The organism is Caballeronia fortuita (assembly GCF_001544835.2).
Taxonomy (GTDB): domain Bacteria; phylum Pseudomonadota; class Gammaproteobacteria; order Burkholderiales; family Burkholderiaceae; genus Caballeronia; species Caballeronia fortuita.
Genome location: NZ_FCNX02000005.1, coordinates 280,225 through 304,386, shown reverse-complemented (window position 1 = coordinate 304,386; position 24,162 = coordinate 280,225). Strand labels below are relative to the sequence as shown.

At 62.7% G+C, this 24,162-nt stretch carries 21 protein-coding genes; 13 read left to right on the top strand and 8 right to left on the bottom strand.

Annotated features, from left to right (window positions below; translation table 11 throughout):
* Positions 1-201 precede the first annotated feature (201 nt).
* From aceE to lpdA, 3 genes are all read left to right on the top strand, one after another.
* The gene (gene aceE / locus AWB77_RS12460; RefSeq protein ID WP_061134728.1) at positions 202-2,895 is read left to right on the top strand and encodes a pyruvate dehydrogenase (acetyl-transferring), homodimeric type; all 2,694 of its coding nucleotides are present in this window, start codon (positions 202-204) and stop codon (positions 2,893-2,895) included.
* An 80-nt stretch (positions 2,896-2,975) separates the two neighbouring features.
* Positions 2,976-4,631 carry a dihydrolipoyllysine-residue acetyltransferase gene (gene aceF, locus AWB77_RS12455; protein ID WP_061134727.1) on the top strand — a complete coding sequence of 552 codons (1,656 nt, stop codon included), beginning with the start codon at positions 2,976-2,978 and terminating at the stop codon, positions 4,629-4,631.
* A gap of 84 nt (positions 4,632-4,715) precedes the next feature.
* Positions 4,716-6,776 carry a dihydrolipoyl dehydrogenase gene (gene lpdA / locus AWB77_RS12450; RefSeq protein WP_074168880.1) on the top strand — a complete coding sequence of 687 codons (2,061 nt, stop codon included), beginning with the start codon at positions 4,716-4,718 and terminating at the stop codon, positions 6,774-6,776.
* A 152-nt stretch (positions 6,777-6,928) separates the two neighbouring features.
* Here lpdA and AWB77_RS12445 read toward each other — a convergent pair whose 3' ends face one another.
* Positions 6,929-7,504 carry a phasin family protein gene (locus tag AWB77_RS12445; protein ID WP_014190976.1) on the bottom strand — a complete coding sequence of 192 codons (576 nt, stop codon included), beginning with the start codon at positions 7,502-7,504 and terminating at the stop codon, positions 6,929-6,931.
* A gap of 770 nt (positions 7,505-8,274) precedes the next feature.
* Between AWB77_RS12445 and pbpG the strand changes: the two genes are divergently transcribed.
* Positions 8,275-9,459 (top strand): D-alanyl-D-alanine endopeptidase, encoded by a 1,185-nt coding sequence (gene pbpG, locus AWB77_RS12440; protein ID WP_061134726.1) that lies wholly within the window; start codon positions 8,275-8,277, stop codon positions 9,457-9,459.
* A gap of 76 nt (positions 9,460-9,535) precedes the next feature.
* On the opposite strand, the gene AWB77_RS12435 is transcribed toward pbpG, so the two are convergent.
* Positions 9,536-10,348 carry an IclR family transcriptional regulator gene (locus AWB77_RS12435; RefSeq protein ID WP_061134725.1) on the bottom strand — a complete coding sequence of 271 codons (813 nt, stop codon included), beginning with the start codon at positions 10,346-10,348 and terminating at the stop codon, positions 9,536-9,538.
* Positions 10,349-10,538: 190 nt separating this feature from the next.
* On the opposite strand from AWB77_RS12435, the gene AWB77_RS12430 reads away from it, so the two are divergent.
* Both AWB77_RS12430 and AWB77_RS12425 read left to right on the top strand, forming a co-directional pair.
* Complete coding sequence (locus AWB77_RS12430; protein ID WP_061134724.1) at positions 10,539-11,273, top strand: (Fe-S)-binding protein; 735 nt, start codon at positions 10,539-10,541, stop codon at positions 11,271-11,273.
* A 13-nt stretch (positions 11,274-11,286) separates the two neighbouring features.
* Complete coding sequence (locus tag AWB77_RS12425; protein ID WP_061134723.1) at positions 11,287-12,699, top strand: LutB/LldF family L-lactate oxidation iron-sulfur protein; 1,413 nt, start codon at positions 11,287-11,289, stop codon at positions 12,697-12,699.
* Between the two features lie 58 nt (positions 12,700-12,757).
* Here the strand turns inward: AWB77_RS12425 and AWB77_RS12420 are convergent, their stop codons facing one another.
* Positions 12,758-13,297, bottom strand: a complete 540-nt coding sequence (locus tag AWB77_RS12420) for a hypothetical protein (protein ID WP_074168879.1) — start codon at positions 13,295-13,297, stop codon at positions 12,758-12,760.
* 272 nt (positions 13,298-13,569) lie between these two features.
* On the opposite strand from AWB77_RS12420, the gene AWB77_RS12415 reads away from it, so the two are divergent.
* Positions 13,570-13,788, top strand: coding sequence for a hypothetical protein (locus AWB77_RS12415; protein WP_061134721.1), 219 nt, complete (start codon positions 13,570-13,572; stop codon positions 13,786-13,788).
* Positions 13,789-13,861: 73 nt separating this feature from the next.
* On the opposite strand, the gene AWB77_RS12410 is transcribed toward AWB77_RS12415, so the two are convergent.
* Entirely contained in the window at positions 13,862-15,061 is a 1,200-nt protein-coding gene (locus AWB77_RS12410; RefSeq protein ID WP_061134720.1) for an amino acid aminotransferase, read from the bottom strand.
* A gap of 329 nt (positions 15,062-15,390) precedes the next feature.
* Here AWB77_RS12410 and uvrB point away from each other — a divergent pair, with 329 nt between their 5' ends.
* The 6 genes from uvrB (at position 15,391) to AWB77_RS12380 (ending at position 21,517) form a co-directional block, all read left to right on the top strand.
* A complete protein-coding gene (uvrB, locus tag AWB77_RS12405) occupies positions 15,391-17,487 on the top strand; it encodes an excinuclease ABC subunit UvrB (protein WP_061134719.1) in 2,097 nt (698 codons plus the stop codon).
* Positions 17,488-17,787: 300 nt separating this feature from the next.
* Positions 17,788-18,333 (top strand): iron transporter, encoded by a 546-nt coding sequence (locus tag AWB77_RS12400; protein ID WP_061134812.1) that lies wholly within the window; start codon positions 17,788-17,790, stop codon positions 18,331-18,333.
* A gap of 92 nt (positions 18,334-18,425) precedes the next feature.
* On the top strand, positions 18,426-18,749 hold the full coding sequence (locus AWB77_RS12395) for a cupredoxin domain-containing protein (RefSeq protein ID WP_374728690.1): 324 nt from the start codon (positions 18,426-18,428) through the stop codon (positions 18,747-18,749).
* Positions 18,750-18,813: 64 nt separating this feature from the next.
* Positions 18,814-19,665: an FTR1 family iron permease gene (locus AWB77_RS12390; RefSeq protein WP_061134717.1), complete on the top strand. Its 852-nt coding sequence runs from the start codon at positions 18,814-18,816 to the stop codon at positions 19,663-19,665.
* Positions 19,662-21,065 carry a 4Fe-4S binding protein gene (locus AWB77_RS12385; protein WP_208601513.1) on the top strand — a complete coding sequence of 468 codons (1,404 nt, stop codon included), beginning with the start codon at positions 19,662-19,664 and terminating at the stop codon, positions 21,063-21,065. Before AWB77_RS12390 ends, AWB77_RS12385 begins: the two co-directional genes overlap by 4 nt.
* Positions 21,066-21,103: 38 nt before the next feature.
* Positions 21,104-21,517 (top strand): GlcG/HbpS family heme-binding protein, encoded by a 414-nt coding sequence (locus tag AWB77_RS12380; protein ID WP_061134715.1) that lies wholly within the window; start codon positions 21,104-21,106, stop codon positions 21,515-21,517.
* 266 nt (positions 21,518-21,783) lie between these two features.
* Here the strand turns inward: AWB77_RS12380 and hemP are convergent, their stop codons facing one another.
* The 4 genes from hemP to AWB77_RS12360 form a co-directional block, all read right to left on the bottom strand.
* The gene (hemP, locus tag AWB77_RS12375) at positions 21,784-22,032 is read right to left on the bottom strand and encodes a hemin uptake protein HemP (RefSeq protein ID WP_061134714.1); all 249 of its coding nucleotides are present in this window, start codon (positions 22,030-22,032) and stop codon (positions 21,784-21,786) included.
* A gap of 146 nt (positions 22,033-22,178) precedes the next feature.
* Positions 22,179-22,667 carry an SRPBCC family protein gene (locus AWB77_RS12370; RefSeq protein ID WP_061134713.1) on the bottom strand — a complete coding sequence of 163 codons (489 nt, stop codon included), beginning with the start codon at positions 22,665-22,667 and terminating at the stop codon, positions 22,179-22,181.
* A 39-nt stretch (positions 22,668-22,706) separates the two neighbouring features.
* On the bottom strand, positions 22,707-23,105 hold the full coding sequence (locus AWB77_RS12365) for an OsmC family protein (protein WP_061134712.1): 399 nt from the start codon (positions 23,103-23,105) through the stop codon (positions 22,707-22,709).
* 138 nt (positions 23,106-23,243) lie between these two features.
* Positions 23,244-24,116, bottom strand: a complete 873-nt coding sequence (locus tag AWB77_RS12360) for a pirin family protein (protein ID WP_061134711.1) — start codon at positions 24,114-24,116, stop codon at positions 23,244-23,246.
* Between the last annotated feature and the right edge of the window lie 46 nt (positions 24,117-24,162).

Genomic DNA, 24,162 nt, shown 5'->3' with positions numbered 1-24,162 from the left:
ACAGAAAAGCCTTACCGGACGGTGCGTTGCAGCAATTTTTCGCATGGTGAGATTAGCTCTCATGATTTGAAAAATTCCTTGCGTCATGGTCTGGACCCTCTTTAGAATTGCCGGCACGCGGCCAGTGCCCGCCTTTCCGTGTCTGTTCGCGGGCGTGCGCCGACGGTTCTCATCGAGTGTTCCTCACATCAGGAGACGAGCATGTCCGCTGTACCCGACGAAGTTCTCAAATATGTCGCCAACGCCAAGGACGACGATCCTCAGGAAACCGCCGAGTGGCTCGATGCGCTCGACGGCGTGATTTCCGCGGTCGGTCCTGATCGCGCGCATTACCTGATCGAGAAACAGATCGAATTCGCTCGCGTACATGGCGAGCACCTGCCGTTCTCGGCGAACACGCCGTACATCAACACGATCCCCGTCGCGTCGCAGGCCAAAATCCCGGGCGACCAGGACATCGAACACCGCATCCGCTCGTACACGCGCTGGAACGCCATCGCGATGGTGCTGCGCGCGGGCAAGGACACCAACGTCGGCGGCCACATCGCATCGTTCGCATCGGCGGCGACGCTCTATGACGTCGGCTTCAATCACTTCTGGCATGCGCCGTCGAAAGATCACGGCGGCGATCTCGTGTTCGTGCAGGGACACTCGTCGCCGGGCGTCTATTCGCGCGCGTTCCTGCTCGGCCGTCTGACCGAAAAGCAACTAAACAACTTCCGCCAGGAAGTGGGCGGCGAGGGCATCTCTTCGTATCCGCATCCGTGGCTGATGCCGGATTTCTGGCAGTTCCCGACCGTGTCGATGGGCCTCGGCCCGATCATGGCGATCTACCAGGCGCGCTTCATGAAGTACATGGCCGCGCGCGGCATGGCGAAGACCGAAGGCCGCAAGGTCTGGGCATTCCTCGGCGACGGCGAGACGGACGAGCCGGAATCGCTCGGCGCGATCGGCATGGCCGGCCGCGAGCGTCTTGACAACCTCGTGTTCGTCATCAACTGCAATCTGCAGCGCCTGGACGGCCCGGTGCGCGGCAACGGCAAGATCATCCAGGAACTCGAAAGCGAATTCCGTGGCGCGGGCTGGAACGTCATCAAGGTCATCTGGGGCAGCCGCTGGGACGCGCTTTTCGCGCGCGACAAGACCGGCGCGCTGATGCGCCGCATGATGGAAGTCGTCGACGGCGAATACCAGACGTACAAGTCGGAGTCGGGCGCGTTCGTGCGCGAGCACTTCTTCAACACGCCGGAACTGAAGGCGCTCGTCGCCGACTGGTCCGATGACGACATCTGGAACCTGAACCGCGGCGGGCACGATCCGCACAAGATCTACGCAGCCTTCGACGCCGCGACCAAGACGAAGGGCGCGCCTACCGTCATCCTCGCCAAGACCATCAAGGGCTATGGCATGGGCGAGCATGGTCAGGCGATGAACATCACGCACCAGCAGAAGAAGCTGCCGATCGACACGCTGAAGAAATTCCGCGACCAGTTCCGTCTGCCGCTTACCGACGAGCAGATCGCCGACGTGCCGTATCTCACGTTCGAGGAAGGCTCGAAGGAACTCGAGTACATGCGCCAGAAGCGCATGGATCTCGGCGGCTATCTGCCGACGCGCCGCGAGAAGGCGGAATCGCTGCCGGTGCCGGCGCTCGCCGCGTTCGAGCCGCTCCTGAAGGGCACGGGCGAAGGGCGCGAAATCTCCACGACGATGGCCTTCGTGCGGATCCTCAACATCCTCCTGAAGGACAAGGCGCTCGGCAAGCGCATCGTGCCGATCGTCCCGGACGAGTCGCGCACGTTCGGCATGGAAGGTCTGTTCCGCCAGATCGGCATCTGGAATCAGGAAGGCCAGAAGTACGTGCCGGAAGACTCCGACCAGCTCATGTTCTACAAGGAATCGGAGACGGGTCAGATCCTGCAGGAAGGCATCAACGAAGCCGGTGGCATGTGTGACTGGATCGCGGCCGCAACGTCGTATTCGACGCACGGCGAGATCATGATCCCGTTCTACATCTTCTATTCGATGTTCGGCTTCCAGCGCATCGGCGATCTGGCGTGGGCCGCGGGCGACATGCGCTCGCGCGGCTTCCTGCTGGGCGGCACCGCGGGCCGCACGACGCTCAACGGCGAAGGCCTGCAGCACGAAGACGGCCACTCGCTGCTGTGGGCGGCGTCGATCCCCAACTGCGTGAGCTACGACCCGACGTTCGGCTACGAACTCGCCGTCATCATGCAGGACGGCCTGCGCCGCATGGTCGCGGATCAGGAGGACGTGTACTACTACATCACCGTGATGAACGAGAACTACGAGCATCCGGCGATCCCGCAAGGCGATGCCGTTGCCGCGGACATCATCAAGGGCATGTACTCGTTCCGCAAGTCCGACGCGCCCGCCAAGGCGCACGTTCAACTGATGGGCGCGGGCACGATCTTCAACGAAGTGATCGCCGCCGCTCAACTGCTAAAGGACGACTGGGGCGTTTCATCGGACCTCTGGAGCGTGCCGAGCTTCACCGAACTGGCGCGCGAAGGTCAGGCGGTCGAGCGTTACAACCTGCTGCATCCGACGGAAGAAAAGCGCGTGGCGCACGTCACGAAGCTGCTCACGGGCGCGAAGGGTCCGGTGATCGCATCGACGGACTACATCCGCGCGCTGACCGATCAGATCCGCGCGTTCGTGCCGCAGAAGTTCGTGGTGCTCGGCACTGACGGCTATGGCCGCTCGGATACGCGTGAAGCGCTGCGCCACTTCTTCGAAGTCGACCGCTACTGGGTGACGCTGGCCGCGCTGAACGCGCTGGCCGACGAAGGCACGATCGAGCGCAAGGTCGTCGCCGAGGCGATCAAGAAGTACAACCTCGACCCGTCCAAACCCAACCCGATGACCGTCTAAAGGCATCGCCCCCGTGCGTTGTGACGCGGCCTCTTTCCGAAGCGGAAGGAGGCCCGCGTGCGACCCAGGAGACACTAATAATGAGTCAAGCGATCGAAGTCAAAGTGCCGGACATCGGCGATTTCAAGGACATCCCCGTGATCGAGGTGCTGGTCAAGGTGGGTGATACGGTCGAACCCGAGCAGTCGCTCGTCACGCTCGAATCCGACAAGGCGACGATGGACGTGCCGAGCTCGTCGGCAGGCGTCGTGAAGGAAGTGAAGGTCAAGGTCGGCGATAACGTGTCGGAAGGCACGCTGATCGTCGTGCTGGAAGGCGGCGGCGCGGCGGCTGCGCCGGCTCCGGCGGCTGCGCCCGCTCAGGCCGCTGCGCCCGCGCCGGCATCCGCTGCTGCGCCCGCGCCCGCAGCTTCGGGTGGCGGCTCGACCGAAGTGAAGGTGCCGGACATCGGTGACTTCAAGGATATTCCGGTCATCGAGATCGCGGTGAAGGTCGGCGACAAGGTCGAGAAGGAGCAGTCGCTCGTCACGCTCGAATCCGACAAGGCCACGATGGACGTGCCGTCACCCGCGTCGGGCACGGTCAAGGAACTGAAGGTCAAGATCGGCGATACCGTTTCGGAAGGCACGCTGATCCTCGTGCTCGAAGGCGGTGCCGCCGCGCCGGCGCCCTCGGCCGCGCCCGCGCCCGCGCCCGCGCCCGCCAAGGCCGAAGTGCCGTCGGATGCGCCCGCGAAACCCGCGCCCGCGCCGAAGGAAGCGCCGTCCGCGCTCGCGCAGGCGCCCGTCATGCCCGCCGGCGACGGCACGCGCACGTCGAGCCACGCATCGCCGTCGGTGCGCAAGTTCGCGCGCGAGCTCGGCGTCGACGTGTCGCGCGTGAAGGGCACGGGTCCGAAGAACCGCGTCACGCAGCAGGACATCACCGCATTCGTGAAGGGCGTGATGTCGGGTCAGGGCGCAGCGCCCGCGGCGGCGGCACCGGCTGGCGGTGGCGGCGGCGAACTGGGCTTGCTGCCGTGGCCGAAGATCGATTTCACGAAGTTCGGCCCGGTCGATCCGAAGCCGCTCTCGCGCATCAAGAAGATCTCGGGCGCGAACCTGCATCGCAACTGGGTGATGATCCCGCACGTCACGAACAACGACGAAGCGGACATCACCGAGCTCGAAGAACTGCGCGTGAAGCTCAACAAGGAGCACGAGAAAGCGGGCGTGAAGTTCACGATGCTCGCGTTCGTCATCAAGGCGGTGGTCTCGGCGCTCAAGAAGTTTCCGGACTTCAACGCGAGCCTCGACGGCGACACGCTCGTCTTCAAGCAGTACTACAACATCGGTTTTGCGGCCGATACGCCGAACGGCCTCGTCGTTCCGGTGATCCGCGACGCGGACAAAAAGGGTCTCGTCGATATCGCCAAGGAGATGGCGGAGCTGTCGAAGCTCGCGCGCGACGGCAAGTTGAAGCCCGATCAGATGCAGGGCGGCTGCTTCTCGATCTCGTCGCTGGGCGGCATCGGCGGAACGCACTTCACGCCGATCATCAACGCGCCCGAAGTCGCGATCCTCGGCTTGTCGCGCGGCTATCAGAAGCCGGTGTGGGACGGCAAGCAGTTCGTGCCGCGCCTTACGCTGCCGATGTCGCTGTCGTATGACCATCGCGTCATCGACGGTGCGGCTGCCGCGCGCTTCAACGCTTATCTGTCGGCGATTCTGGGCGATTTCCGTCGCGTCATTCTCTGATCTTCGGATCCGGCCGACGGCGGGACCTCGGGCTTTCGTGCAAGTGAGCCCGAGGTTCCATCCGCACATCTCTTAGGGGACAACATGAGTCTCGTCGAACTAAAAGTACCCGACATCGGCGACTTCACCGATGTCGATGTCATCGAAGTCAATATCAAAGCCGGCGACGTCATCGAAAAGGAACAGGGCGTCATCACGCTCGAAACCGACAAGGCCACGATGGAAGTGCCCGCCGATGTCGCGGGCACGATCAAGGAACTGAAGGTCAAGCAGGGCGACAAGGTCAGCCAGGGCTCGGTCATCGCGATGATCGAAACCGAAGGCGCTGCTTCCGCGCCTTCGCCGGCTCCCGCTCCGGCCGCGGCGCCCGCACCGGCGTCTGCCGCTCCCGCTTCGGGCGGCGGCGTGCAGGAAGTGAAGGTGCCGGACATCGGCGACTTCAAGGACATTCCGGTCATCGAAGTGCACGTGAAGCCAGGCGACACGGTCGAGAAGGAGCAGTCGCTCATCACGCTCGAATCCGACAAGGCCACGATGGACGTGCCGTCGCCCGCATCGGGCACGGTGAAGGAAGTGAAGGTGAAGGTCGGCGACAACGTGTCGGAAGGCACGCTGGTTCTGACGCTCGAAGGCGGCGCATCCGCGCCTGCCGCCGCGCCTCAGAAAGCCGCTCCGGCGCCCGCAGCCGCAACCCCGACGCCCGCGCCGCAAGCAGGCAGCTATTCGGGCGCAGCCGATGTCGAATGCGACATGCTCGTGCTCGGCGCCGGACCCGGCGGTTATTCGGCGGCGTTCCGCGCAGCGGATCTCGGCATGAAGACCGTACTTGTCGAGCGTTATTCGACGCTGGGCGGCGTGTGTCTGAACGTCGGCTGCATTCCGTCGAAGGCGCTGCTCCACACGGCGCTCGTCATCGACGAAGCGGCCGAACTTGCGGCGCACGGCATCAGTTTCGGCGAGCCGAAGGTTGATCTCGATAAGCTGCGCGGCTTCAAGGAAGGCGTCGTCAAGAAGCTGACCGGCGGTCTCGCGGGCATGGCGAAAGCGCGCAAGGTGACAGTGGTGACGGGCGTCGGCGGATTCGTCGATCCGAATCACATGGAAGTGAACGGTCCCGACGGCAAGAAGGTCGTCAAGTTCAAGCAGGCGATCATCGCAGCTGGCTCGCAGGCGGTGAAACTGCCGTTCTTCCCGGACGATCCGCGCGTCGTCAATTCGACCGGTGCGCTGGAATTGCGTCAGATTCCGAAGCGCATGCTGGTCGTGGGCGGCGGCATCATCGGGCTGGAAATGGCGACTGTCTATTCGACGCTCGGCGCGGATATCGACGTCGTAGAAATGCTCGACGGCTTGATGCAGGGCGCGGATCGCGATCTCGTGAAGGTCTGGGAGAAGTTCAACGCCAAGCGCTTCACGAACGTGATGCTCAAGACCAAGACGACCAAGGCGGAAGCCAGGGAAGACGGCATCTACGTCACGTTCGAAGGCGAGAAGGCGCCGAGCGAGCCGCAACGCTACGACCTCGTGCTGCTCGCGGTGGGCCGCAGCCCGAACGGCGGCAAGATCGGCGCGGACAAGGCGGGCGTCGCGGTGACGGATCGCGGTTTCATCAATGTCGACAAGCAGATGCGCACCAATGTGCCGCACATCTTTGCGATCGGCGATCTCGTCGGCCAGCCGATGCTCGCGCACAAGGCCGTGCACGAAGGCCACGTCGCGGCGGAAGCGGCGCACGGCGAGAAGGCGTATTTCGACGCGATGCAGATTCCGTCTGTCGCTTACACGGATCCGGAAGTGGCGTGGGCCGGCAAGACGGAAGAGCAGTGCAAGGCCGAAGGCATCAAGTTCGGCAAGGCGGTGTTCCCGTGGGCCGCGTCGGGCCGCGCGATCGCCAACGGTCGCGACGAAGGTTTCACCAAGCTCATCTTCGATGAGGAGACGCATCGCGTGATCGGCGGCGGCATCGTCGGCCTGAATGCGGGCGATCTGATCAGCGAAGTGTGTCTCGCAATCGAGATGGGCGCGGATGCGACCGACATCGGCAAGACGATCCATCCGCACCCGACGCTCGGCGAATCGGTCGGCATGGCCGCCGAGTTGTACGAAGGCGTCTGCACGGACTTGCCGCCGCAGCGCAAGAAGTAAGCGTTCGCGCTTGAAAAGCGAAAAGGCGCGCTCCTTCACGGGAGCGCGCCTTTTTTATCGGCTGCGCACAGACGACAAAAAACCCGGCACGATGGCCGGGTTTCTCGTGATGCGTGCTGCGTCAGCCGGGCAGAAGCCCGAAAGCAGAAGACTTAGGCAACCGACTTCTTGGCGACGCGCGAAGCTTGTTCCGTCGCTTGCGTAGCGGCCTTCGTCGCAGCCGTGGCGGCGGCGTTGAAGTTGCTTTCAGCGATTTCGACGGCTTGCTTCGTTGCCTTGTGAACCGTTTCGTACGTCGTGTTGGCGGCGGTGATGGCCGACTTCATCACGGCGACAGCGGTTTCCGAACCGGCCGGCGCGTTCTTCGCGACGTTGTCGACGAGCGTTTGCACCTTGCGGTTCTGCTCTTCGTACTGCGCTTCCGCGACGCGGGCGAATTCGGCTTGCGTGGCCGATGCGATTTCATACAGGTGACGGCCGTACGACAGCACCTTTTCGGCGACCGGCTGCGTCAGGCTGGCTTGCAGCGCGAGGAGTTCTTGTGCGTCCTTGACCGACAGCGCGCGCTGTGCGTTTTCCTGGCTTTCGGCCAGCGTGGACTTCACGACTTGCAGATTCAGTTCGACAAGCTTCTCGACGCCTTCGAACGCCTTGTTCGTGAGGCCGAACAGCGTGTCGAAGTTGGCTTTCTGTGCAGCGGCGATTTGCTCGGGGGTCAACAGCGTCATCTCAGGCTCCTGATGGCCGACCCATCAAACGCGGGTCGTGGTTTGGGTAGATCCGGCGCGATAAACCTGGCCGGCTAGGTTTAACTGCGATTGGTGCGTCGCAACATGAGACCCATTTTAGAGATATTCCGATGGATGTCAAGCACTTTTTGTGCGCCGCACAATCAGTCAATTCGTAGATTAAACAAGGATTTACTTGTGTTCTGCGGCGACAAACTACCGGTTGGTAAATACCCTATGCACCCAATACGGGCACGGTTGAAGGCTGGTTCCGGTGCATGTCTGAACAGAATCAAACCATGGAAGGGTGAAGTTTTGATGTTGCCGCGAGCCGCGCCTCAGGTCTGCTGCAATGACGCAGCGATTCGGATTCTTCCAAGGTTCGTCTTATTTTTAGGATGTCGCCGTACACCAAATTGTTGAAGAAACGTTAACATTTCGGCTGTCCGGTCAACCGTATGTCTTCCGCGGCCGGCCGGCCTCGGCGGGCCTTCGAGTCGAACCTGTTTTGTCTTCTGATTTTCCTGTCTGGCTAAAGTCGTGGAAAGTTTTGCCGATAGTGCGTTGGTCGTCGCGTAGAAAAGCGCGCTTTAGGCAGCACTGTTTCACCGGCATGATCGTTTTTTCCGATCGAAGCGCGCCGTTGTTCGGCAATATGCAATCGCGGCTTACAACTCGGTTTAACGAGTGCCGATAAGTGCTTAATATTGCTTAAATTTCGTAGCTTCACTACACTTGGCGGTACCCTCCAGCCGCCCAACAGAACACTAATGAAAACCGAAATGTTTTCGTCGTTGAAGGTGGTGCATGGCGTGGCAGTGCGCTCGGCATTGTCCATTGCTATCTCCATCGCAGTAGCGACGTCCTTCGCAGCGGCTCCGGCTGAAGCCCTCGCAAAGACCGCCACCCCGTCCAAGACCGTCAAGAAGTCCACCGCCAAGGCCGAGAAGCCCGCGCGCGTGGCGAAATCCACGCTCAAGGCGCCGAAGTCCGCGAAAGCAGCCAAGGTTGCCGCCACCGATGACGACGACGACGCGCCGCGCGCATCGCGCAAGCGTCGCGTGTCGTATCGCATGGAACCGCACGCGCGCCGCGCCTCAGTGCACGCGGTGGCGTTCCAGCCGCGCGCGACGTCGGTGGGGCAGGCGTTCGGGCTGCATGACACGCCCGACAGCCTCGCGCTGCGTTCGAGCGTCGCTTATGTGGTCGATCAGAATACGTCCGAGACGCTCTTCGACAAGAACTCGCGCGCCGTCGTGCCGATCGCGTCGATCACCAAGCTCATGACGGCGATGGTCGTGCTCGACTCGCACATGCCGCTCACGGACGAAATCAGCGTCACCGACGAAGACCGCGATTACGAGAAGTTCACCGGCTCGCGCCTCGCGGTCGGCTCGGTGCTGAATCGCGAAGACATGCTGCACATCGCGCTGATGGCGTCGGAAAATCGCGCGGCGGCGGCGTTGTCGCGGTTCTATCCGGGCGGGCGTCCGGCGTTCATCGCCGCGATGAACGCAAAGGCGAAGTCGCTCGGCATGGTCGACACGCATTTCGAAAACTCGACGGGCCTGACGAGTCAGAACGTATCGAGCGCGCGCGACCTCGTGAAGATGGTCAACGCGGCGTATCAATATCCGTTGATTCGCAAGTTCTCGACCGACCGCAGCTACGACGTCTTCACGGGCAAGCGCAATCTCGCCTACAACAGCACGAACGCACTGATCCGCAATGCGTCGTGGGACATCGGCTTGCAGAAGACAGGCTTCATCAACGAAGCGGGTGAGTGCCTCGTGATGCAGGCGAACGTGAATGGCCGTCCGGTCGTGATCGTGCTGCTCGATTCCTACGGCAAATATTCGCGGTTCGCCGATGCCGGCCGTCTGCGCTCGTTTCTCGACACGCTTGGCGAGCCGCACATCATGAGTGCGGACATGGGCAGCGGTGCAAACCCCTGAACGCCGGTTTTTCCGCCCATACAAAAGCAAACGGGATTCGTCGAAAGACGAATCCCGTTTTTTCATGGGTGGCGCATCAGCGTTGCGCGTGCCGGGTGTGCTGCGCGTCGGCGACCTGTTCCGGGTGATAGCCGAGCGATTGCGAAATTTCGAGCGCGGTATGGCTCAACTGCTTGAGCCACGCGTCCTGCAGACGATCCGCCGGCGCCGATAGCGACAGACCGGCGACGAGCCGCCCGGTGTCGTCGTAGATGCCGGCCGCGATACAGCGCACGCCCAGTTCGAGTTCCTCGTTGTCGCGCGCGCAAGCCTGCTGACGCACCAGCGACAACTCGCGTTCGAGCTTCGAAAGATCAGTGATGCTGTTTTGCGTATGGCCGGAGAGGCCGGTTCGCATTGCATAGGCGCGCACGCGGGTGGCTTCGTCGGCGGCGAGAAAGAGCTTGCCGACCGATGTCAGATGCAGCGGCGCGCGGCCGCCGATCGCACGCACCACCTGCATGCCCGAGCGCTCCGAATACGCGCGCTCGATATAGACGATCTCGTCGCCCTGGCGCACGGAGAGATTGACGGTCTGTCCGGTTTGCCGATGCAGCTCGCGCATCGGCGGCATCGCGGCCTCGCGCACCGAAAGACGCGCCTTCACGAGATTGCCGAGTTCGAGCAGCCGCATGCCGAGCCGATACGTGCCGGGATCGGAACGATCGACGAGCCGGCACAGCACCATGTCGTTCAGAATGCGGTGCGCGGTGGACGGATGCAGACTAGTGCTTTGCGCCAGTTCTTTGAGACTGACGGGATCCGTATGGTCGGCCAGGGCGTCGAGAAGACGCATCATGCGCTCGATCACCTGAATGGAGGTCTTGGATTCCGGGTTCGTATCGCTCATCGTGAAAAATCGGTTGATGCGTCAAACAGCGGAACTGCGATTGTATCTCATAATGTGAAAACACGAACGCTGCTCGGAAACAATCGGTCCGCGCAAGAATGGAAGTGTGGCGCAAGCCGCGTGGAACGGCGCTTTTCGCGGATAATCGGCGCTGCGTTCACAACATTTCTACAAGACAGGAAACGCCCCCATGCGAGTCGGATTGTTCGTCACGTGTCTTATCGACATGATGCGCCCCGAGATCGGCTTCTCGGTCATCAAGCTGATCGAGCGCGCGGGCTTCGAAGTCGTCGTGCCGCCGTCGCAGACGTGCTGCGGCCAGCCTGCCTACAACTCGGGCGATCGGCCGCTCGCGCGCGATCTCGCCGAAAAGACGCTGCTGGAATTCGAGCAGTTCGATTACGTCGTCGTGCCTTCCGGTTCCTGCGGCGGCATGATCCGCGCGCACTACGGCGATCTATTCCGTGACGATCCGCAACTGATGAACCGCTTCGCGCGCATGCAGCCGCGCGTCTTCGAACTCACCGATTTTCTCGTCAATGTGGCGAAAGCGCGCATGGAGCCGGGCGCGTTCGACGGCCCGGTGACGTATCACGATTCATGCTCCGGCCTGCGCGAACTCGGCGTGAAGTCGCAGCCGCGCGAATTGCTCGCCCAGGCGGGCGTGCCGGTGACCGAGATGGCCGGCTGTGAGCATTGCTGCGGCTTCGGCGGCACGTTCGCGGTGAAGTACGGCGATATCTCGACGGCGATCGTCGACGAGAAATGCGCGAACATCAAGGCGAGCGGCGCGGATACCGTCGTGCTCGGCGACCTCGGCTGCATGTTGAACATCGAAGGGCGCCTGCGCCGCACCGGCGATACGTCGACGCGCGTGCTGCATATCGCGCAGGTGCTGGCCGGCGACGCCGCCACGCGCGCCTGAAGGAGAACCCCGGATGCAAGTCCAGACGATGCACTTCAAGGCGCGCGCGGGAAGCAAGCTGGCGGACGAACGCCTGCAGCAGAATCTCACGAAGCTCTCCACCAAGTTCGTCAGCGCGCGTGCGAGCGCGGTGCGCGACATCGACTTCGAGGCGACGCGCGCCGCATTGAAGGAGCGCCGCAATCGCGCGCTCGAAAATCTCGACGTGTGGCTCGAAACCTTCGAGCGCGAAGCGACGCGGCGCGGCGCGACCGTGCTCTACGCCGAATCGACGCAGGACGCGGCGAAGCTCGTCGCGGACATCGCACGCAAGCACGACGTCAAGAAGGTCATCAAGACCAAGTCGATGGTCTCCGAGGAGATGCAGCTGAATCGTGTGCTCGGCGAGATGGGCGTGCAGTCGATCGAGACCGATCTCGGCGAGTACATCCTGCAGATCAACGACAACGAGCCGCCGAGCCACATCATCGCGCCGGTCGTTCACAAGGATAAGGAGCAGATCGCCGATCTCTTCGCGAAGACGCACAACAAGCCGCGCCTCACCGACATTCCCGAGATGACGCGGGAGGCGCGCGAGGTCTTGCGCCCGCACTTCATGTCGGCGGACATGGGCGTCACGGGCGGCAACTTCTTGATCGCGGAAACGGGATCGGTCGCGGTCGTCACGAACGAGGGCAACGAAGGCATGTGCACGGTGATGCCGCGCGTGCATGTGGCGGTGACCGGCATCGAAAAGGTGCTGCCGACACTCGAAGATCTCGCGACCGCCATGCGTCTCCTGCCGCGCTCGGCAACCGGGCAGACGATCTCCAATTACTTCTCGCTGCTCACCGGTCCGCGCGCGGCCGGCGAGACGGACGGACCGGAGCACATGTATTTCGTGCTCGTCGATGGCGGGCGCACGGGGCTCATCGGCGGTGAGTTTCAGGAGATGCTGCGCTGTATCCGCTGTGGCGCGTGCATGAACCATTGCCCGGTCTATCAGAAGATCGGCGGGCATGCGTATGGCTGGGTGTATCCGGGACCGATGGGATCCGTGTTGACGCCGGCGTATGTCGGCATCGACAAGGCGCTCGATCTGCCGCAGGCCGCGACGCTTTGCGGCGAGTGCAACAGCGTCTGTCCGGTCGGCATTCCGCTATCGGATCTGCTGCGCAAGCTGCGCGAAAAGCAGATGGAGCGCCGGTTGCGCCCGTTGAACGAGCGCGTGGCGCTTGCTGTGTGGGGCTATCTCGCGAAGCGGCCCGTCACGTATGCGCTTTTCACGAAACTGGCAGTGCGTGTGCTCGAGCGCATGGGCGGCAATAACAAGGCGATCTCGCGATTGCCGCTCGGCGCAGGATGGACCGCGACGCGCGATATGCCCGCGCCAGTCGGCCGCACGTTTCGTGAGCTGTACAAGGCGCAGCATTCGCACATCGGATAAAAAACGCGCCGGATCGCTCGATCCGGCGCGGCTTTGTTAGATAAAGCGACGCGCTGATTTATCCGCCGTAGCGGCCGAGAAACCCGCGTGAATTACCGCCATTTGCCGATGGCTGCGGCGCGCGATTCGGCCCAGGTGGCTGACCGCCGACGGCCTTTGGCATCGGTGCGCCACCGCCGCCCGCCTGCGGAGGCGGCGCGGCAGGCGGACGACCGCCACCACCGCCACCCGCTTGCGGCGGAGGACCATTCTGATGTCCGCCGCCGCCTGCTTGGGGAGGCGGCCCGCCGTTACCGCGATCGCGCTGTGGCGGCCTTCCGTGCCAGCCGCCCGGTGGCGGACGCCGCCAGCCAGGGCCGTCGTCCCAATAGCCTCGCGGCCCCGGACCGTAATACGCCGGGCCCGGCCCGGAGTAATACCCGCCGCCGATGACCACGCCCGGCTGCGCGACCGGCGGACCGCCGTAGTAACCGTAACCGGGATCGTCGTAGACGGCTGGATAGCCGCCGCCGTAAGCCGACGCATCCGGATACGCCGCGCAACCGCCCAGTAGCGCGGCGGACGATACGAGCAAGAGACTTGCAACTGCGGATTTCATGATCTTGATAGAACCTGTGGAGCCATTACTCCATGAGACAACATCGACGGCCTGTTGTCCCAACAACTTTGTAAGCCTTTATGACGGCCTGCTGTCAAGTAGGCGCGATCGGGAAGTATCGTCCGACACGAGGTCTCGTTGTCGCGAGCGCAACAATCCTTTGCTTTTCAACGGCTTTTTCAGTTCGGGACGATTGCGTAACATTCGAATTGTCCGTCAGTGGGTCATCGAAATTTGTTACCCGCTGCGGCATATCGACCAAAGGCAGTCCCATGAAAAAGACAATATCGACGTACTGGCCGGTCGCGATCCTCCTTCCGATCGCGCTGGCGTTTTGCATGCATGCCGGTGACGGCAGCGACGCGGCGACGCGTCACGAAGAAACCAGCGTGGCCGGCGTAAGCGCCGAACTGGCTCGCGCGATCTCGCTCGGCTTCGTCGAGGACGACGAGGCGGCGCCCGCCGTCGTCTCCGTGCAAAAGACGCTCTGAGCAGCCGCGCTCCGCGCATAAAAAATGGCGCCCCGCGAAGGGCGCCATTTTCATTTTGAGCCTGGAAGCGGCTTTACTTCAGCACGGCGGCGACGGCGTTCGCGACGGCGTCGAGGTTGCGCGTATTCAGCGCGGCCACGCAGATGCGGCCGGTGCTCACGGCGTAAATGCCGAACTCTTCACGCAGGCGATCGACCTGCGCCGCCGTCAGACCCGAGTACGAGAACATGCCGCGCTGCTTGCTGACGAACGAAAAGTCGCGATCGACGCCGCTCGCTTTCAGGCGCTCGACGAGACCGTTGCGCATCGCGCGGATGCGGTCGCGCATTTCGCCCAGTTCCTGCTCCCACGTCGCGCGCAGTTCCGGCGACGCCAGCACGGCCGCGACGATCGAGCCGCCGTGCGTCGGCGGGTTCGAATAGTTGGTGCGGATCACGCGCTTCAGTTGCGACAGCACGCGTGCGGATTCTTCCTTGCTCGTCGTGATGATCGACAATGCGCCGACGCGCTCGCCATACAGCGAGAACGACTTCGAGAACGACGACGAGACAAACACGTTCAGCTCGGCTGCCGCGAAAAGACGCACGGCGGCGGAGTCCGCGTCGATGTTTTCCGCGAAGCCCTGATACGCCATGTCGAGGAACGGTACGAGGTTCTTCGCCTTCACGACTTCCACGATCTGCTTCCACTGATCGTCCGACAGGTCGACGCCCGTCGGGTTGTGGCAGCACGCGTGCAGCACGACGACGGTGCCCGCCGCGTACCCGTTCAGCGCCGCGAGCATGCCGTCGAAGTTCACGCCGTGCGTGGCGGCTTCGTAATACGGATAGTTGACGACCTCGAAACCGGCGCCTTCGAAGAGCGCGCGATGGTTTTCCCAGCTCGGATCGCTGATCGCGACGATCGCGTTCGGATTCAGGCGCTTCAGGAAGTCCGCGCCGATCTTGAGCGCGCCCGTGCCGCCGAGTGCCTGCGCCGTCACGACGCGGCCTGCGGCGATCAGCGGCGAATCGTTGCCGAGCAGCAGCTTCTGCACGGCCGAGTCGTACGCCGCGATGCCGTCGATCGGCAGATAGCCGCGCGGCAGCGCGGCATCGACGCGTGCCTTTTCGGCTTCGCGCACGGCGCGCAGGAGCGGAATCTTGCCTTCTTCGTTCGTGTACACGCCGACGCCCAGGTTGACTTTGGTCGTGCGCGTATCGGCGTTGAAGGCTTCGTTGAGGCCCAGAATCGGGTCGCGGGGAGCGAGTTCGACGGCAGAGAAAAGAGACATGATCTATCGGCAGTGAAGGAAAGACGTGCGGCGGGAAGGCGTGGCGCGGACGGCGCGAAGCGGTCGAGCCTAGTCGCACATTGTAGCGAATCCGGCGCGGCTTTTCGGGCGAATATGGTGCGAATGCGCGTGCTTTTTGGCCCCTTTTCGCGCGAATACATTAAGCGCGGGTAATAAAAAAGGGCGCGACTGCGTGCGCTTGAGATCGCCAGATGACGCCCAATCTGCCTGTGACCCATCCCGATTTCCCGTCACGTCACGGCGAGCGCGCGCATCGCGTACGACGCTAGAATGATCGATTGCCACGGCGCTGACTCTCTCGATTTCTCATGTCCGACACTCTCATCGAATCTGCCGAAGAACTGGACGAATCGAAGTTCGTCACGTTCGAAGGCTCGCCGTTTCAGCTTTATCAGCCGTATCCGCCCGCGGGCGATCAGCCCGACGCCATTGCCAAGCTCGTCGAAGGTGTCGAGGACGGTCTGTCGTTCCAGACGCTGCTCGGCGTGACCGGCTCGGGCAAGACGTTCACGATGGCGAACGTCATCGCGCGCATGGGCCGTCCGGCGATCGTTTTCGCGCCGAACAAGACGCTCGCCGCGCAACTCTATGCCGAATTTCGCGAGTTTTTTCCGCGCAATGCGGTCGAGTACTTCGTCTCGTACTACGACTACTACCAGCCGGAAGCGTACGTGCCGCAGCGCGATCTCTTCATCGAAAAGGATTCGTCGATCAACGAGCACATTGAGCAGATGCGGCTCTCGGCAACGAAGAGCCTGCTCGAGCGGCGCGATGTGGTGATCGTCGCGACCGTCTCCGCGATCTACGGCATCGGCAATCCTTCCGAGTATCACAAGATGATTCTCACGCTGCGCACGGGCGACAAGCTCGGCCAGCGCGACGTCATCGCGCGCCTGATCGCGATGCAGTACACGCGCAACGAAGCCGATTTCCAGCGCGGCTCGTTCCGCGTGCGCGGCGACACGATCGACATCTTTCCGGCGGAGCACGCGGAAATGGCGGTGCGCGTCGAGCTGTTCGACGACGAGATCGAAACCATGCAGCTCTTCGATCCGCTCACCGGCCGCGTGCGCAACAAGATTCCGCGTTTTACCGTGTATCCGTCGTCGCATTACGTAACGCCGCGCGACACCGTCATGCGCGCGATCGAAACCATCAAGCTCGAATTGCGCGAGCGGCTCGAATTCTTCCACGCCGACGGCAAACTCGTCGAAGCGCAGCGGCTCGAACAGCGCACGCGCTTCGATCTCGAAATGCTGCAGGAGCTTGGGTTCTGCAAGGGCATCGAGAACTACTCGCGGCACTTTTCGGGCGCGGCGCCGGGCGAACCGCCGCCGACGCTCGTCGACTATCTGCCGCCCGACGCGCTGATGCTGCTCGATGAATCGCACGTGCTGATCGGCCAGTTGAACGGCATGTACAACGGCGACCGCGCGCGCAAGGAAAATCTCGTCGACTACGGTTTCCGGATGCCGTCCGCGCTCGACAACCGCCCGCTCAAGTTCAACGAGTTCGAGCGCAAGATGCGCCAGGCGATCTTCGTTTCCGCGACGCCTGCGGACTACGAGCAGCAGAAGGCGGGGCAGGTGGCCGAGCAGCTCGTGCGGCCGACCGGTCTCGTCGATCCGGAGATCGAGGTGCGTCCGGCGCGCTCGCAGGTGGACGACGTGCTCTCCGAGATCAACGCGCGCGTTGCGGTTCACGAGCGCGTGCTCGTGACCACGCTCACCAAGCGCATGGCCGAGCAGTTGACCGAGTTCCTCGCCGATCACGGTGTGAAGGTGCGCTATCTGCATAGCGATATCGACACGGTCGAGCGCGTGGAAATCATCCGCGACCTGCGGCTCGGCACGTTCGACGTGCTCGTCGGCATCAACCTGTTGCGCGAGGGTCTCGACATCCCGGAAGTGTCGCTCGTCGCGATTCTCGACGCCGACAAGGAAGGTTTCCTGCGCGCGGAGCGCTCGCTGATCCAGACCATCGGGCGCGCGGCGCGTAACGTGAACGGCAAGGCGATTCTCTACGCCGACAACATGACCGACTCGATGAAGCGCGCCATCGGCGAAACCGAGCGGCGGCGCGCGAAGCAGATCGCGCACAACGAGAAAATGGGCATCACGCCGCGCGGGGTGGAAAAGCGCATCAAGGACATCATCGATGGCGTCTACAGCGCCGACGACGCCCGCGCCGAGCTCAAGGAAGCGCAGGCGCGCGCGAAGTTCGAAGACATGTCCGAAAAGCAGATCGCGAAGGAAATCAAGCGCCTCGAAAAGCAGATGATGGATCACGCCAAGAATCTGGAATTCGAAAAGGCCGCGCAGACCCGCGACCAATTGGCGCTGCTGCGACAGCGCGTGTTCGGCGCGAACGTGGGCGATCACGTGAGCGGCATCAGCGGAAAGTAAGCGTTTTGTAATTGATTTCCAAGGCTTAACTTCGAAAGCGCGGCGGATCGGACGGTTCGCCGCGCTTTTTTATCGGTCCCAAAGAACGGGCGTTGGCGCGAAAAGCCTTACTCCGTCTAGGTTTGTAAGCTTGCCCAAATTGTTGCGCGAATCGAACGATGCTAAACTGACGAACATTGAGAATGGTTCGTATTAACGTTCACAGAGTTGTACGAGCGCCGCGGCTTTGAACGGCGTCGGGTTTTCAGTAGCAAGGTTCGCGTGGCACGCGTGCCAGTCGATAACAACAAGGAGCATTTGATGGGTTCAACGTTGATGCGCGGCCTCGTCGCCGCCGCAGGTCTCACGGCGATGATGGCAGCGTCGGCCGCCGAATATCCGATCGGCAAGCAGCACATCGAGGGCGGCATGGAAACGGGCGCCGTGTACCTTCAGCCGATCACGATGTCGCCGGAAGGCATGATGCGCAAGGCGTCGGACTCGGATATCCACCTCGAGGCGGATATCCACGCAGTCAAGAACAACCCGACCGGTTTCGCCGAAGGCGACTGGATGCCGTACCTGAACGTGACGTACGAACTTTCGAAAGTCGGCACGACGCAAACCATCAAGGGCGACCTGATGCCGATGGTCGCGAGCGACGGTCCGCACTACGGCGACAACGTCAAGCTCTTCGGCCCGGGCAAGTATCACCTGAAGCTGCACGTTTCGCCGCCGACGCAGGAAGGTCATATGGCGTTCGGCCGTCACACGGACAAGGAGACGGGCGTCGGCCCGTGGTTCAAGCCGTTCACGATCGAATACGACTTCCCGTTTGCGGGCATCGGCAAGAAGGGCGGTTACTAAGCACCAAGCGGCCGCGTGAGCGTCCGTAGCGCCCGGCATCCCGGACCGGGCGCGTTCATTCTCAGGAAGTACGCATGAAACTGAAGAGTCAGATGGCCGCGCTCGCGATGTCCGCGTTCGCCGTTGCCGGGATCGACATGGCGCACGCCGCCGACCTGCCGACGTTCAAGCTCGAAATGAACGACGGCAAGCTCAACCCGGCGCGCATCGAAGTGCCGGCGGGGCAGCGCATCAAGATCGAAGTGCACAACATCGGCAAGGGCGCGGCCGAGTTCGAAAGCGTGCAGTTGCGCAAGGAAAAAGTGCTTGCGCCGGGCGCGGATTCGTTCGTCGTGATCGCGCCGCTCGATCCGGGCGAATACAAGTTCTTCGATGACTTCCATCAGAGCGCGCAAGGCGTGATCGTCGCGAAGTAACGGAACGCGCCGCGCATCTTCATCGCAGCGCGGCCGGTTGAAGTGGAATTGCTGGAGGTTCGGAATGGGGCAGGTACTTTTCATCGTGTGGCGGGAGAGCGTCGAGGCGTTGCTCGTCGTCGGCATTCTCTACGCGTGGCTCAAGAACGGCGACCATCAGGCGCGCCGGGGCCTGCCTTATCTGTGGGCCGGCGTCGTGATCGGTCTGCTCGCGGCCGTGGCGCTGGGCGCGGCGCTGATCGGTTTCACCGAAGTGCTGTCGGGCAATGCGCAGGATTACTTCCAGACCGCGATGGTGCTGGTCGCGTGCGTGCTGATCGTGCAGATGGTCCTGTGGATGAAGCGGCACGGCCGCACTTTGAAGCGCGACATGGAGTCGTCGCTGCAAAAGAGCACGCAGGACGGACACTGGTGGGGCATTGCGCTGCTGGTCGCGCTGGCGATCGCGCGCGAGGGCAGCGAGACCGCAGTGTTCCTTTATGGCGTCGGCTTCGGCCAGTCCGGACACGTCGGTGCATCGCAGTACATCGCCATCATTCTCGGCTTCGGTCTCGCGCTGCTGACGTTCTACATCCTGCAACTGGGCGGCAAGATCTTCTCGTGGCGCTCGTTCTTCCGCGTCACCGAGATCATGCTGCTGTTCCTCGCGGCCGGTCTCTTCGAAACGGGCGTCGACAAACTGATCGACATGGAAGTGCTGCCGGTCATCGTCAATCAGGTGTGGAACACGTCGTGGCTGCTCGATGATTCGAGTACCTTCGGTTCGCTCGTTGCGACACTCACCGGCTATCGTGCGCATCCGGCGGGCATGAACCTCGTCGCGTATGCGGTGTACTGGATCGTCATCTATCTTCTGATGCGCCATTCGAAACATCAGATGGGGCAAAAACAAAAGGCGGCGAGCCGTCCAGCATGAGTTCCGTAATGCGTAGACCGGGCCGGCTGCAACAAGCCGGCCAATGGATGCAACGTCACGGCAGCGCGATCCGCATGATTCAGTGGGTCGTCGTTGCCGTGTATGCATTTCTGATCATCGTTCCCGCCGTGATGCCGCTGCCGGATGGTTCCGCGCATCTGTGGAACAACCTGACGCTCGCGGCGCAGTTCGTGTTCTGGGGCATCTGGTGGCCGTTCGTGCTGCTGTCGATGGTCATGCTCGGCCGCGTCTGGTGCGGCGTGCTGTGTCCCGAAGGCGCGCTGTCCGAGTTCGCAAGCAAGTTCGGACGGGGCTGGGCGATTCCGCGCTGGATGCGCTGGGGCGGCTGGCCGTTCGTCGCGTTCGGGCTCACGACGATCTACGGTCAGATGGTCAGCGTCTATCAGTATCCGAAGGCGGTGCTGCTCGTGCTCGGCGGCTCCACCGTCGGCGCGATGATCATCGGCGTGTTGTACGGCCGCGAAAAGCGCGTGTGGTGCAAGTATCTGTGTCCGGTCAACGGCGTGTTCTCGCTGCTCGCGCGCCTCGCGCCGTTTCACTACAAGGTCGACGAAGACGCCTGGCGCCGCTCGTACACGAAGGGCGAGCACGGGCATCGCGTCATTCCGATCAACTGCGCGCCGCTCGTGCCCTTGCGCAACATGAAGGGCGCGCAGGATTGCCACATGTGCGGCCGATGCAGCGGCCATCGCGACGCCATCGCGCTCACGTGGCGCTCGCCGTCCGACGAAGTCGTGAAGCTCGGCGACAAGGCCGCTAATCCGTGGGACACGGCGCTCATTCTGTACGGCCTGCTCGGCATCGCGATCGGCGCGTTCCACTGGACCGTGAGCACGTGGTTCGTCGACCTTAAGCAATATCTCGCCGCGTGGCTGATCGATCACAACATCCTCTGGCCGCTCGACACGACCGCGCCGTGGTTCCTCTTCACGCACTATCCCGAGCAGAACGACGTCTTCTCGTGGCTCGACGGCACGATGGTCATCGGCTATATCGTCGCGACGGGGCTCGTCTACGGCACCGCGCTGCTCGCGCTGCTCGCGATCGGCACGCGCATGCTCGGCAAGATGAGCGCGACGCGCCTGCATCACCTGACGCTCGCGCTGATTCCGCTCGCGGGCGTTGGCGTGTTCCTGGGGCTGTCGGCGACGACGGTCTCGCTGCTGCGCGCCGAGCATCTGCCGTTGTGGTGGGTGCCGGGGCTGCGGCTCGGCTTGCTCGCCGCCGCGAATCTCTGGAGCGCGTGGCTCGCGTGGCGCGTGACGGCGCGCCATGCATCGGCACTTGTTCCTCGCGCTCTCACGATGGTATGGTTTGTCGCTGCGCTGGCCGTTGCAGACAGCGCGTGGTACCTGATGTTCTGGGGCTTCACCCGATAAACCGTCCACGCCGCGGCGCGCGGCAACGAGAGCGAGAAGTGAGAACCAAACCCGTACTGACCGACGAAGACGTCAAGGCGATGGCCACGGCCGCCGAGGCGCACGCGAAAGAACACAACTGGAACGTGACGATTGCGATCGTCGACGATGGCGGGCATCTGCTGCATCTGCATCGTCTGGAAGGGGCGGGCGCAAGTACCGCCGAAATGGCGACGGGCAAGGCGCGCACCGCCGTGCTCGGCCGGCGCGAGACCAAGGTCTACGAAGACACGATCAAACAGGGCCGCACGGCGTTTCTCTCCGCTCCGATGACCGCGATGCTCGAGGGCGGCGTGCCGATCTTCGTGGGCACGGATATCGTCGGCGCGGTAGGTGTGTCGGGCGTGAAGTCGGATCAGGATGCGCAGATCGCGAAGGCGGGCATTGCGGCGCTGGGTATCGAGAACGTCTGACGCATTCCAGCAATAAAAATGGCACGTCTTCATAACGAAGGCGTGCCATTTTCTTTTCGAATGCGGCGTTCGTCGCGCGCATCGCATATCCCTAGCAGGAACCAAAAAAAGCGGCTTCGCTTGCTATCGACGACTGGCTGGTGTTTGCACGAAGGGGTCTGAATTCTCGCGTGCAAGTCGTCCTCGCTGGCTAAGGCCAAACACCTCTTGGCGAGGTGGTCCCCACAATACCCTGTACCTACTGCTGTTCTTGCCTATCGCGTGATTTACTTCGTCAGGATCAGCTTGCCCAGACGCGTCGCGCGCAACTGATAAACCTCCCCGTTATGCACGATGCTCACGTGGCTGCGTCCCTGCAGCAGCGCGTCGCTTTTCAACGAGCGCTCGCCGGTGCTTTCCGCCGCGTGCGCGACATCAACCGTCGTGACGGTGGTCGCCTTCGGGCGGGTGATCGCGGCGTCGCGGACAGCCGGGCGGCGCAGCCTGAGCGTGGAGGATCGCGGCGTATCGGTCATGTCGGAAAGTGTGCGTTCGTTGATTCGATGAATCTATAGTAAATGATAACTATTCCTATTTGCAACTAGAGTTTCCGATTGAAGCGCAAGTTCCGATAGTCAAGTTCGATGCGGCCGCGAAACTGCCGCCGCATCGTGAAAGCGCCTCAGTGCAGGGGCGTCTCGCCCTTGCGACCGTGCGCGTATTGCCGAATGAGCCGCACCGTGTCGATATCCGATTCGCGATAGGCCGACTTCACGATTTCCTGCGTCTGCCGTTCGTCGGGCGTCGCGTTCTCGTTTTCCGGCAGCGTCGTGCTGTACGTGAAGCGCAGGAAAAGCTGCAGCGCGTCCAGCTGTTCGATCGCCATGGTGAGCGAGCCGCCGACGTATTCGGCGGTCGGCAGGATGTCATAACGCACGCTGGAATCCGGCATCAGCGTCACGCGATCGCGCACGGTGGCCTGGCCGTAATGGAGCTCGCGTTCCATTGTGTCGCCATCGCGCGAAAGGATGTCGCAGCTATCGAGGCCCAGCACGAACAATTGCGGCTGCTCGGCGCGCAGCACGAGACCTTCCCAGAGCTGCTCGCGCGTGAGCGACTCCAGAAGCGGGTTGAGCGGATCGTTGATCTGGATCAGGTGTTCGAAATTCAAGACGACGTTTCCTTGGACGTTCGTGGTGTCCGCGATGTATTACTGCGGCGCGAGGCCGGACTCGATGTGAATCGCGCCGGACAGGACCTTGTGCATCGGACACGCATTGGCAATTTGCAAGAGCCGTTCCCGCTGTTCATCGCTCAGCGCGCCGGTCAGCGTGATGCGCCGGTCGATGTTCGTCCCTTCCGCCGTGCTCTTCATCGACAAATCGACATGCACGCCTTCGAGCGGCCATTCCTTGCGCTTCGCATACATCTTGAGCGTGATGGACGTACACGCGCCGAGGCTCGCCAGCAGCAGCGACGCGGGTTCCGGACCGGTATCGCCGCCGCCGAGGCTGGCCGGCTCGTCCGCGATCCACGAATGCGTGCCGTCTTCGAGACGCACTTGATAGTCGATGCCGCCGATGCTGGCGCTCACGGAAGGTCCGGCCATGCGTTGCTCCTGGTTCGGTGATTCGATGATTCGGGTTGTGACCGCAAGAATGACGAAAACGGCGCGGCAAGAACGGTCATTGTGACGCAATGTGTCCGTTCCTGCCGCACCGTTTCGCGGTTTCCGCGTTTGGCTCGCTCAGTGCGTGATCGCGCCCATGCGCCCCGCCTGATAATCGATGACGGCTTGCCGGATCTCATCCTCCGTGTTCATCACGAAAGGACCGTAGCGTACGACCGGCTCCTTCAGCGGCACGCCGCCAATCAGCAGAAGCTCAACGGGCTCGTCGCCGGCGGCAAGCGCGATCGTGTCGCTGTCGTCGCGGAAAATCACCATCTGCTGCGCGCGCACCGGCTGGCTTTGCGGGCCGTACAGCGCGGTGCCAGAAAGCGGATACGCGAACACGCGGTAATCGCGCGGCACGGCCAGTTCGACCTTCGCGCCCGGCTTCAGCGAAAAGTGCTGATACAGGATCGGCGTGCGCGTCTCGATCGCGGCCTTCACGCCGAGCGCCTCGCCCGCGATGACCTTTACGCTGACCGTGCCGTCTTCGCTCGTCGCGACGGGAATGCGCGCCGACGGAATCTCCTGATAGTGCGGCGCGATCATCTTGTCGCGTTGCGGCAGGTTGACCCAAAGCTGCAGGCCGTGCACGCGGCCGCCACGGCGCGTGAACTCCTCGGCCGGCATTTCGCTGTGCACGACGCCCGCGCCGGCGGTCATCCATTGCACGTCGCCGGGACGCAGCGTCCCCGAATGGCCCGCCGAATCCTTATGGCCGAATTCGCCTTCGAGCATGTACGTCACCGTCTCGAATCCGCGATGCGGATGGTCGGGTGCGCCTTTCGCCTCGCCGGGCGCGTAGTCGGCGGGACCCATTTCGTCGAGGAGCAGGAACGGATCGAAATCCATCAGAAGACGGGTCGGAAACGGGCGATGCACGACGAACCCGCCGCCTTCGACAGTGCGGGTCGCCGGAATGATGCGTTCAATGCTGCGGCTGGTGGACATGGTGGTCTCGCGTCGGAAATACGGAAAAGAGGGGAATAGCGATAAA